At 67.0% G+C, this 10,893-nt stretch carries 12 protein-coding genes; 3 read left to right on the forward strand and 9 right to left on the reverse strand.

The window, feature by feature from the left end; translation table 11 throughout:
* Nucleotides 1-601 precede the first annotated feature (601 nt).
* From BRAS3809_RS16535 to BRAS3809_RS16565, 7 genes are all read right to left on the reverse strand, one after another.
* On the reverse strand, nucleotides 602-2,059 hold the full coding sequence (locus BRAS3809_RS16535) for a serine/threonine protein kinase (RefSeq protein WP_008963261.1): 1,458 nt from the start codon (nucleotides 2,057-2,059) through the stop codon (nucleotides 602-604).
* Nucleotides 2,060-2,062: 3 nt separating this feature from the next.
* On the reverse strand, nucleotides 2,063-2,803 hold the full coding sequence (locus BRAS3809_RS16540) for a metallophosphoesterase family protein (protein ID WP_008963262.1): 741 nt from the start codon (nucleotides 2,801-2,803) through the stop codon (nucleotides 2,063-2,065).
* Nucleotides 2,804-3,081: 278 nt separating this feature from the next.
* A complete protein-coding gene (locus BRAS3809_RS35875; protein WP_008963263.1) occupies nucleotides 3,082-3,549 on the reverse strand; it encodes a hypothetical protein in 468 nt (155 codons plus the stop codon).
* 116 nt (nucleotides 3,550-3,665) lie between these two features.
* On the reverse strand, nucleotides 3,666-4,607 hold the full coding sequence (locus tag BRAS3809_RS16550) for a S1/P1 nuclease (RefSeq protein ID WP_008963264.1): 942 nt from the start codon (nucleotides 4,605-4,607) through the stop codon (nucleotides 3,666-3,668).
* Between the two features lie 410 nt (nucleotides 4,608-5,017).
* The gene (locus tag BRAS3809_RS16555; protein ID WP_008963265.1) at nucleotides 5,018-5,626 is read right to left on the reverse strand and encodes a hypothetical protein; all 609 of its coding nucleotides are present in this window, start codon (nucleotides 5,624-5,626) and stop codon (nucleotides 5,018-5,020) included.
* A complete protein-coding gene (locus tag BRAS3809_RS16560) occupies nucleotides 5,623-6,294 on the reverse strand; it encodes a hypothetical protein (RefSeq protein WP_008963266.1) in 672 nt (223 codons plus the stop codon). Before BRAS3809_RS16560 ends, BRAS3809_RS16555 begins: the two co-directional genes overlap by 4 nt.
* Complete coding sequence (locus tag BRAS3809_RS16565; RefSeq protein ID WP_008963267.1) at nucleotides 6,291-7,070, reverse strand: MotA/TolQ/ExbB proton channel family protein; 780 nt, start codon at nucleotides 7,068-7,070, stop codon at nucleotides 6,291-6,293. The genes BRAS3809_RS16560 and BRAS3809_RS16565 overlap by 4 nt, the downstream gene beginning before the upstream one ends.
* 194 nt (nucleotides 7,071-7,264) lie before the next feature.
* Between BRAS3809_RS16565 and BRAS3809_RS16570 the strand changes: the two genes are divergently transcribed.
* Both BRAS3809_RS16570 and BRAS3809_RS16575 read left to right on the forward strand, forming a co-directional pair.
* The gene (locus BRAS3809_RS16570) at nucleotides 7,265-8,635 is read left to right on the forward strand and encodes a sensor histidine kinase (protein WP_008963268.1); all 1,371 of its coding nucleotides are present in this window, start codon (nucleotides 7,265-7,267) and stop codon (nucleotides 8,633-8,635) included.
* Between the two features lie 9 nt (nucleotides 8,636-8,644).
* Nucleotides 8,645-9,289, forward strand: a complete 645-nt coding sequence (locus BRAS3809_RS16575) for a response regulator (protein ID WP_008963269.1) — start codon at nucleotides 8,645-8,647, stop codon at nucleotides 9,287-9,289.
* Between the two features lie 237 nt (nucleotides 9,290-9,526).
* Here BRAS3809_RS16575 and BRAS3809_RS16580 read toward each other — a convergent pair whose 3' ends face one another.
* Entirely contained in the window at nucleotides 9,527-10,114 is a 588-nt protein-coding gene (locus BRAS3809_RS16580; RefSeq protein WP_008963270.1) for a TetR/AcrR family transcriptional regulator, read from the reverse strand.
* Entirely contained in the window at nucleotides 10,111-10,284 is a 174-nt protein-coding gene (locus tag BRAS3809_RS36645) for a hypothetical protein (RefSeq protein WP_008963271.1), read from the reverse strand. Before BRAS3809_RS36645 ends, BRAS3809_RS16580 begins: the two co-directional genes overlap by 4 nt.
* A gap of 268 nt (nucleotides 10,285-10,552) precedes the next feature.
* On the opposite strand from BRAS3809_RS36645, the gene BRAS3809_RS16585 reads away from it, so the two are divergent.
* On the forward strand, nucleotides 10,553-10,893 hold a 341-nt coding region (locus BRAS3809_RS16585), incomplete at its 3' end, for a lyase family protein (protein ID WP_240535693.1).

Below are 10,893 nucleotides of genomic sequence, written 5' to 3' on the forward strand. Positions count from 1 at the left end.
TGGTTGAAACGTGAAACAAGGGATCGAGCGGGCCTCACGGTTCTCAGGGCGATGCAAGCGCATCGCCCGAACGCGCCGCGCACGACAATCGGGTCCAGCACGGCCTGCTCGGCGCGGCGCTTCTCACCATGAGGGGCCAGCGCCGAAATCGGCGCAGCATATTGGCTGTGCGCAGCACGGTCATGACGAGCGGCGATGTGCGAGACCGCTGCTTCTCTTGTTGATGCGTAGCGCGCTTCGCAATGAAAATCGCCCGATCAATCGCTTCACGTTCCACGCGACGACGCCTCCTCCTCACCCTGAGGAGCCCGCCGACAGGCGGGCGTCTCGAAGGGCGAGGCCCTCTCGCGCTCTCGCCTCCCGATTTCAATCAAGCAGCGCGGAGAGTGGCAAAGGCGAGGCCGGGCTGCCTCCGCGTACGAGATCGTGGTGGCGCCGCGCCCACCATCCTGCTGATGAGTTCGCCGTGCGACGGTGGGCACGCTGCCGCCTGCGGCGGCCGCTTTGCCCACCCTACGGGACTATGGGCGCGGCGACCTCGTAGCTCAACACTCGCGGCGTCCCCAGATATACATGAGCGCACCATCGTCGTCTGCAACTCTCATCCCCCCGACACGGCCTTCGCCGCCACCTCATCCTCCTCATCATCCGCCTCCCGCGCGATTGCGCGCGTGCGCACCACAGTGACCGTGCAGCCCGCCTCCGCCGCCACCTTGGCCGACACGCTGCCGAGCAGGCTGCGCAGCACGGAGTCGCGGCGGGCGCCGATGATGATGTGGTCGACCTGGTTGGCCTCGGCGAACTCGATGATCGCGGCAGCCGGATCGATCGCTTCGAGCACGTGCACCGTGAGCCTGCTGGCATCGAGCTTGAGCGGGGTCGCCCAGTGCTTCAGCGCGACCATGCGGTCGATGTGCTTGTTGTTGCCCTCCTCGTCCAGGGTACGGTCGATGGTGAGGCGGCCGAGCTTCAGCACGTTGACGCAGGCGAGCCGCGCCAACGGCAAGGTCGCCAGAATGCGCTCGGCGGTGACGCGCAGTGCGCCGTTGAGCTCCTCGCCGCCTTCGGAGGTGTCGATCGCGACCGCGACGATCGGGCTGGTGGCGATCTGCACCGCGACGTCGGACGGCTTCTGCTCCGGCTGCACCAGCCCGCGGTTGAAGCGGCGCCGCCACACGGTGGTGATCGGATCGCGCTTGAGCTTCTCGGCGCGCGCGGTCAGCTTGACCTGGTCGGGATTGCCGAGATCGAAGGCGAGCTGCGCCGCGGTCGGATAGCGCCACACCGGCTCGATCTCCAGGCAGCGCAACACGATCTCCTGCAGCCAGGGCGGATAGTCCGGCTTCAACTGCCGCGGCGGATAGGGATCGCGCCACAGCCTGCGGCGCATGCCGCGCAGGGTCTCGGTCTCGCCGAACGGCCGCACGCCGGTGGTGAAGAAATACAGCAGCACGCCGAGCGAAAAGATGTCGCTGCGCGGATCGCTGCGGGTGCCCATCATCCGCTCCGGCGCCATGTAGGGCGCGGTGCCGTATGGCAGGCGGAATTCCTCCTGCAGGAGATCCGGCAGGTGCTTGTGGCAGGACAGGCCGTAGTCGATCAGCACCGCTTCGCCGGTCGGGCGGAACATGATGCTGGACGGCTTGATGTCGTGATGGATCACGTGCTGGCGGTGCAGATCGGCGAGCGCGGTGGCGATCTTCGCCACCAGCCCCCGCGCCTCCTCGTAAGACAGCGGGAGTTCCGGCAGCCGCTTGTACAGCGTCTCGCCGGGGATCTGCTCGATCACGACATAGGCTTGCGTGGCGAAATCGCCGGTCGCGAAACATGCCGGCACGTGCGGGCCGGACAGCTTCGGCAGGATCATCTGCTCCATCTCGAAGCTGACGATGGCGGCGGGGTCCTCGCCCTCGGAGACGCGCGGCACCTTCATCAGGATCGGGCGGTCGATGTCCGGACGCGTCACGCTCCACAGCGTCGCCATGCCGCCGGAATGCACGCATTCGCCGACCGTGAAGCCGTCGATGACGACGCCCGTCTGGAGCTTCGATCTCGGCATGGTCTAGCGCCCCACCGACAGCCGCTGCGCCAGCCAGGGCGGCAGGCCGTTGTCGCGGATGCGCTGCGCCGCCGTCTCGACGTCATAGGGCACGCGGCAATAGGTCAGCTCGCGGGTCCGGGTGTCGAAGGTCACGAAGGACGCGGCGGGATCGCCGTCGCGCGGCTGGCCGACCGAGCCGACCACGGCGAGCCATTGCCGGCCGCGCAGCAGCTGAATGGGCATGTTGGCGGTGGGCGTGAAGCTCGTCATCTTGGCGGTGGCGGACATCGAGTACAATGCGGGGCGGTGAATATGGCCGCAGAACGTGACCGCGGCCTCGGTGGCGATCATGCTGCGCGCGGCGTCGGCCGACGACTGCACATAGCGCCAGCGCGGCGGGCTCGACGCCTCCGAATGCACGAACAGCCGGTCCTCGTCGCCGATGCTCATCGGCAGTTCGGCCAGGAAGCGCCGCTGCTCGGCGCTGAGCCGCCCGCGCGTCCACTCCATCGCGGCCTGCGCCTCGGCATTCATGCTTTCGTTCGCGGTCGAGACTGCGTTGTCGTGATTGCCGCGCACGGCAAGGCCGCCATCGGCGACGATCTCCATCACCGTATCCACCGACCACTCAGGATCGGCGCCATAGCCGACAATGTCGCCCAGGCAGATCAGCCGATCGGCGCCACGGGCGCGCGCCGCCTCCAGGCAGGCCGCAAAGGCCTGCCGATTGGCATGGATATCGGTGAAAATCGCCAGCAGCACGCATATCCTCCCGGTCCCACCGTACAGATGGGCTTCGCACGGAATTTGAGCAACATCAAACCAGGCACGACGGGACAAGGAGATTTTGCGCGCGGCCGATGTGGCCGGCAAGACGTCTTGATCTCCCAGCGGATCACGCCAGAGCTGCAACACCAGCGCGCCGGATGACCGCCGCCATGGCGACGATCGTCACCGGCGTCGTAGCCCGGATGAGCGCAGCGATATCCGGGTCTCGCGCGCTGTTTCGGTGAACCCGGATGTCGCTGCGCTCATCCGGGCTACGACGCGGGCGATCCAGCGACGTCGAGAAGGCCTGATGCGGTTGAGCAGATCGAGCCGGGCAACGCGATCTCTTCTCGCAGAAACACCGCTTCGCGCCGATCCCCTTCGATCTCGAAGGCGAAGATCGGATCGTTATAGGCAATACCGCCGCGTTCGGTGGCGACCACCCATCTGTTGTTCCGGCTCCAGATGAAGATCAGACGGCGAAACTTGCCCGGCCCGATGAAGACCACATCCGTGGCGTCGAACCTTGCACCAACGGGTACGATCTCTCCGACGCGTTGCGTCAGAGCGCGGACCAGCTCCGGAGGAGCATCATCAAGTCGTCGAAACGCCGACACGCCAGAAGGCAACGGGCACTTCGGCAGTGCGACGGGGTCCCAGGGCCACACGAGAACGACACCGACAAACGCTGTGGGAACAAGCATGAGGACGATGATGGCCAGAATGATCTTTCTTGCCACGATGGCTCCGAGGTCTCCGGCGTCGTAGCTGGATGAGCGCGGCGATATCCGGGGTCTCACGAACTGCTCAGGTGAACCCGGATGTCGCTGCGCTGATCCGGGCTACACGCGCGGTCCTAGCGCAACACCGCCTCGAGCAGATTGGCGAGCCGCGCGGCGGCGAGCGCGGCCTGCTTGCGGGCCGTGTCGCGGGCATTGGTCTCGTAGTCGCGCGTGAGTTCGACCGGCTGCTTGTCAGTGCGAACGGGGGCGGCGTAGGCGACACTCTTGGCGAGGTCAAAGCTCTCCTGCGCCCAGGTGGCGGGGTCGATGATCTGCGCCTTGCCCGCGTCGGCGGGGATGGACGACAGGCCGCCGCGCTGGTCGGCATCGAAGATGGCACCGAACACCGTGGAATAGCCGCCGAAGATGCCGTCCCAATAGGCGTGCAGATTCTGCGTCTCGCCATTGGCGGCGACGACCTGCAGCTCGTTGCCGCCGCGGTCGCCGCCCTTGTCCGGCAGCGCGGCCGAAAAGCGGGCGATGGCGTGCAGCGGCTGATGCAGATCCCCCACCAAATGGATCGTCCAGCTCAGGCTGTAGGAGCGCAGCACCTCCGATGCGTCGGTGTTGGCGGCGGGCAGCTTGCTGATCATCAGCTTGAGCTGCGACACCGCGTCGACCGGATCGGGCCGCGGCAGCGGCGTATCGTCGACCGAGAACAGCGCATCCTTGTAGTGCCAATAGGCGTGCTTCATGTGGCCGTACGGCACGAGCTGCTTGGCCGTCGAGTCCGTCACCTGGTCGTCGTAATAGTCGGTCTTCATCTTGATGTCGTCGGGCCAGGTCGCGGCGTGCACGAAGGCGTACAGCTTCTCCTGGCCCTGCGGCGCCCCGGCAATCCAGCTGGCATAGTCGGGATTGAGCTTGAGCAGCGCATCCGCCCGGTCCCGCACCGCCGGGGACAATTTCTTGTAGGCCACATAGGCGATCTGCATGTGGCCCTCGTCCCACCAGGCGAGCGCCTGTCCTGCCGGCCACAACACCGCGGCGATGAATGCTATCGTCAGCGTGCGCATCGCAATGTCCCCTCGGATGACATGAAAAACACGGGATCAGGAAATGATCACGAGCCTAACGTGAACAGAAAAACTTGGCAATTTCACCGTCGCTGCACCGGATGGGGCGAGCCGGGCCGTCGTCATGCTGTCGTCACATGGGGGCATGTTCACAGCGCCGCCGGCTTCCGAACCTCATGGTGAGGCGCGCCGCGCCGAGCAGGCCCATGCGAGGCAGGATCGTCGTACGGGGCGCGTTCGGGCGATGCGCTTGCATCGCCCTGAGAACCATGAGGCCACGATCAGGGCCTCGCCCTTCGAGACGCGCGCCAAGATGGCGCGCTCCTCAGGGTGAGGAGCAGCGGCGCAGCGAGGGTGCGTCAACGGAGAAACCGCACAGGCGCAAGTTCGACGACGAGAGACGAGATCCCCTACTGCTCGTCCTTCGGCGGCATGCGCGGCGGCAGGAGTGGCGTGAACGAGACGCCGTCGCCGGCGTTTTTCGCGGCCTTGAACTCGCCGGTCGACGGATCGCCGCCGGCGGTCTCGATGATGGTCCTCGGCAGGATGTATTCGCGCGCCGCATCGATGACGCCGCCCTCGCCGGTGCCGAAATCAGCGGCGCGGCCGCCCTGCGGATGGCCGGCGGCGATCTGGTCGGCGGCGTGCTGGGCCTTTTCAGCGAGCGTGTCGCTGTAGGGAATGCGGTAGGCGCGCGGCACGCCGCTCGGCCGGTTGTCGTCGTCGAGCGTCTCGACCCATAGATAGACCGCGCCGGGATCGCCCTCCACGCTGTGCGGATCGACGATCCGGACCTGCAGCACCTTGAAGGCCTTCGGCAGCCGGTCGATGCTGGCCCAGCCGAGCAGGCCGCGGGCGCCGACGAAGCTGCCGACATAGAACGCGCTGGTGACGACGACAGCGACGGCTTTGATTTGCCACGGCAGCCGCGCATAGACCAGCACCAGCAGGAGCAGCGCGCCGATCAGCGCGTAGCATACGGACAGCGTGACGATGACGGTCTGGAGGCTGCTCATCATCGGCTGATCACCCTGACACCGGTCTTGGGGTCGAGATCGGCGCCGTTGCGCCAGTTGCTTCGGAACGTCTCCAGCAATGATTTCGGCCGGCGCTGCACGTCGATCACCTTGCCGGTGGCGTCGAGCTTGAAGCGCAGCGCGGTCTTCTCGTCGCCGGAGTGGTCGAGCACGACCTTGTCGTCGAAGATCACCTGCGCCGTCGGATTGAGCTTCTGCACCTTCACCGTGGCCTCGACGGGCTGTCCCGTCACGTTCTGGAAGTGCGAGATGTTGACGGTGTATTCGCCGGCGACGATGCCTCTGACGGTCACGATCTCCTCGCGGATCGGCGACGGAATCTTCAGGCCGTCGACGAGGATGAAATCGTTGGCGCCGCCGCGGTCGTCGCGGTCGAGCGTGAGGAAGCCGGCCTCGCGATGCCGGTACCAGGCGATGTTGCCGAGGGGGTCCTGCACAAACAGGTCGAGATCGTCGGGATGGTTGTCCGGCCAGTCCATGGTGATCAGGAACTCGGCCTTCGTATCCACCTTGCCGTCCTTGGCGTCCGGCGAGATCGCGAGCACCGCGATGAAGAAGAAGAACGCGACGATCTGCAGCGCCTTGAACAGCATGACGCTGAACGGATCGAACTGCTCCTCACGCGGATAGAGCCCGAAATCGTCCATCATGCGCCCTGCTCCGGCGCCCGCTCCATCGCGCGCTCGAGCCGCGGGGTCACGCGGGTCTCCGTCAGCATCACCGCATCGGAGAACACGCGGCCGGTGGCGGCATCGAGCATGTAGTACTGGATGCGCACCAGGATCGAGCCGACGAGGCCGGCGAGCGTGGTGTACATCGCCACCGCCATGCCGTCGCTCATCAGCCCCATCGAGGATTTCATCGCGAGCTTGTCGTTGACGTCGAGGCCGGCGATCGGCGCCAGCATGATGATGAAGCCGATGATGGTGCCGAGCAGGCCGAGTTTCATCAGCGTGTCCGAGGCGAAGCCGCCGAAACCGTTGGAGCCGCGCAGGCGGTCGGCCAGCGTCCGCAGCAGCAGCGTCTGGTCGAGCCGCCCCGCCCCTTGCGTCCGCGCCTTGGTGACGAGGCTCTTGATGTGATTGGTGACGAGCCCCTTCGGCAGCAATTGCGCGTCAGGTTCGAGCGCGCGCTCGGCGTCGACCCCGATCAGGACGGCGCGGCAGCGGCGCGCGGCGTCGGCCTCGCGCGCGATCGCGCGTGTGCGCCAGAAGCAGTGGCAGCAGGTCGCGACGTAGAGCACGGCGATGACGCTGGAGATATAGGTGCGGTCGGAGGCGACCATCAGGTGGAAATAGCCGTAGCGCGCCAGCACCACCGCGGCGAATACGGTAAGCCCGGTGAAGATCATCCAGAGCAGCAGCGGCCCGCGCTCGGCGGCGTCGTGCGCGGGTTCCACTCTGTCGGCACTGCTGACCACGCTCATCCCTGCACTCCCCGGTGCCGCCCGTTCGTCCGGCGGTTTCGTATCCGAGTTAAGCAGAGCGGCGGAACAGCGTCCAAAGACATCTGCCTCCAGGCTCTCGGGAAAATTTCCCAATTCGTTTTTGCTGCAGTGCATTCGCTTGGCGATGGTCCCTCCCATCGTTACGCTGCATCGAACGATTTGGAGGGGATCGCATGCGCCTCGTGCTCCAGCTGATTGCGCGCCTCGCGCTGATCGTTCTGCTCTGCCTGGCGGCGGCGGGCGTATGGGTCACCGTCGACGCCTATCGCAGCGTCGACCGCGCCACGGCGGCCTCGGCCGATCGGGTCTCTCAGGCGCTCGAGGCGCTGTATTGGCGCGAGCTGCTGTTGCGCAGCAACCGGACGCGCGATCATCTGCTGCCGGTGCCCGACTGGCGCACGACCGAGACGATGAGGCTGATCGCGCCCGGCATCTGCGTGCAGTTCAAGCCGGAGGCCGCCTTCGAAAGGCCGCTGTGCGGCCAGAGCAAGGGCCTCGGCACGGCGCCGCCGCGCTGGTTCTCAGGGCCGGTGGAAACGATCCTCGGCGATCACGCCGCCGTGGCGCAGGCGATCAGCGCGCGGGCAACGACGGCTGGGACGGTGTCGGCGATGGCCGATCCCGACGCGGCGATCCAGCTCGCCTGGCAGCGCATCCAGGACTCGTTTGGCGTGGCGCTGGCCATGGCGATCGCGATCGGCGTGCTGGCGTCGCTCGCGATCGCGCATGCGCTGGCGCCGGCGCGCAGCATCGTGCAGGCGCTGCAGCGGATGGCCGAGGGCGAGCACCGCCCCGCGCTGCCGCGCTTCCGCTCGATGGAGCTCGCGATGATCGGCCGCGCCGTCGGCGAGCTCGGCGACCGGCTGGCGCAGGCCAACGAGCAGCGCGCCGCGCTGACCGAGCGGCTGCTCGACATCCGCGACGAGGAGCGCCGCGCGCTGGCGCGCGAGCTGCACGACGAGTTCGGACAGAACCTGACCGCGATCCTCGCCTTCGCCTCGACCATCGAGGCCGCCGGTCAATCCCGCGGTCAAGCCCGCAGCGACCAGGTCGCGCAGGATGCGCGCATGATCACGCAATCCGTCAGCCATCTGATGGCCTGCCTGCGCGGCACCTTGAGCCGGCTGCGCCGGCCGCTCGCCGAGGAGCTCGGGCTGGAGGCGGGCCTAGTGGCGCTGACACAGAACTATCAGCATGCCGCGCGGCCGGCGATCCGGCTCGACCTGCAGGGCGATCTCGCCGACATCCAGGGGCCGGTCGCGGTCACCGCCTATCGCATGGCGCAGGAATGCCTGACCAATGCGCTGCGCCATGGCGATGCCAGCGAGGTGTCGTTGCGCGTCGAGCGGCGCGCCGGCCCCGACAGCGCGCTCGTCATCTCGGTCGAGGATGACGGCGGCGGCGATGCGGCGCAGCTGGCGCGGTCGAGCGGGTTCGGGCTGACCGGCATCCGCGAGCGCATCGCCGCCGTCGGCGGCTCGCTGTCGATCGCACCGGCCGCGCGCGGGCTCAGCGTCTCCGCGACCATTCCGCTCGCCGCCTGAGGCCCGCCGATGGCCGAGCCTGGCATCTCGATCCTGCTGGTCGACGACCATCCCGTCGTCCGCCAGGGCTATCGCCGCGTGCTGGAGAGCCAGGACGGTTTTCGCGTCATCGCCGAGGCGGACAGCGCCGCGGCGGCCTATGCCGCGTTCAAGGCGCATGCGCCCGACGTGGTCGTGCTCGACATTTCGATGAAGGGCGCCAGCGGGCTGGAGGCGATCCGCAACATCCGCGCCCGCGACGGCCGCGCCTGCATCCTGGTGTTCTCGATGCATGGCGAAGCGGCGCTGGTGAAGGCGGCGTTCGCGGCCGGCGCCAGCGGCTTCGTCACCAAGAGCAGCGAGCCGTCGGCGCTGGTCCGCGCCATCCGCACGGTCATCCGTGGCGAGCGCGCGCTCAGCGACGACGTCGCCCATGTGCTGGCCGCCGACAGCCTCGATCCCGTCCGCACGGTGCTCGACCGGCTCGGCGAGCGCGAGATCGAGATTCTCCGCCAGCTCGCCTCGGGCCTGACCACCGAGCAGATCGCCGCGAACCTGCATCTCAGCGTCAAGACGGTGCAGAACTATCATTACCTGGTGAAGGCGAAGACGGGATTGCAGACCGATGCGCAGCTCGTGCGGCTCGCCGTGAACAGCGGCCTGACGGATCTGTAGGGTGGGCAAAGGCGCTGCCGCGCGGTGTCCTCACCCGAGATCGCAAGGGCGCCGTGCCCCCGCCGCGCGGCGGACCATGCTGATCGACGGTGGGCACGGCGCGTGACATCTCGGCACGAACAAACAGGGTGCCGTGCCACGGAGACTCCGTCGCCCGGATGAGCGCAGCGATATCCGGGGTCTCACGAGCTGCGGCGATGAACCCGCATGTCGCTGCGCTCATGCGGGCTACGCGTGCTAGCGCGCAGCCAGCCCGCGCAACAGCAACGTCAGCACCGCGTCGACCCGCGTCGAGCAAGTGCAATCGGCCCATTCGTCGGCGTGGGCGGGGTGGTGGAAGCTGCGCGTCGCATCGAAGATCGCGGCGGCGGCAATCTTGGGATCGGCGACGTCGAACGCGCCCTGGGCGACACCCTCGGCGATCATGCCTTCGACCTGGGAAATCAATTCCTGCTTGTGCGCCTTCACCACCGCGCACGCTTCGCGCGCCAGCGTGAGATAGGTCGCGAACATCTCGGGATCTTCGCAGACGCGCTTGTGCTTGGCGTCGAACAGCTCGCGCAGCCAGCGCTCCAGCTTGGCCGGCGCGGGCCCGGGCTCGGCGGCGATCTGCGCCAGGGGCCTGCTGACGCGCTCGAGCCAGCGCTTGGCCACCGCCTCGCGCAACGAGGCCTTGCTCGGAAAGTGACGGTAGACGGAGCCGTGGCTGACATCGAGCGCTCTCGCGACGTCGACGACCGTCGCTTTGGCGAGCCCGTAACGGCGCAACACGTCCTCGGTGACTTCGAGGATGCGCTCGGATGTCAGAACCACGGCCTCATTCATGCGTGCACCATATCGGCATCACGGGGATGCGCTTTGATCTGGATCGGCTCGCCCCTGTCGGCGACCGAGACCGCGTTGAACCTGGCGGCCTGCGCCTCGAGATGACGGGCGATCTGCAGATTCAGCCAGTCCTGGAATTGTGTGTGGAGCAATCGCTTTTCAATCTTCATCGAAGCGGTCCTTCGCATGTGAAACCGCTGAACCCGTGGTCAGACAGTGCTCGTTGATCATGCGCGGAACATACACCATCGCGCTGACAGATTTCAATATCTGTCAGCACGATTTTTGATTTAGGTATCATAATACGTTTTAAGCCTGATCTTGGACCGGAAACCCGCCGTTTGTGTCACCCCGGCGGCTCTGGTAGAGCACGGCGTAAAATGCTGGCGCGGACGCGCTTCGTCCCGCCCACCTTCCCTCCCGCCTGGAGCGCCGTCCATGATCCCCCGCTACACCCGTCCCGAAATGGCCTCGATCTGGGAACCGCAGACCCGGTTCAAGATCTGGTTCGAGATCGAGGCGCATGCGGCGGACGCGCTGGCCGAACTCGGCACGATCCCGAAGGACGCCGCCCGGACGATCTGGGCCAAGGCCAAGGACGCCACCTTCGACGTCGCCCGCATCGACGAGATCGAGCGCGAGACCAAGCACGACGTCATCGCCTTCCTGACCCATCTGGCCGAGATCGTCGGCCCCGAGGCACGCTTCGTTCACCAGGGCATGACGTCCTCCGACGTGCTCGACACCTGCCTGAACGTCCAGCTCACCCGCGCCGCCGA

The sequence above is a fragment of the Bradyrhizobium sp. STM 3809 genome (genome assembly GCF_000239795.1).
GTDB lineage: Bacteria > Pseudomonadota > Alphaproteobacteria > Rhizobiales > Xanthobacteraceae > Bradyrhizobium.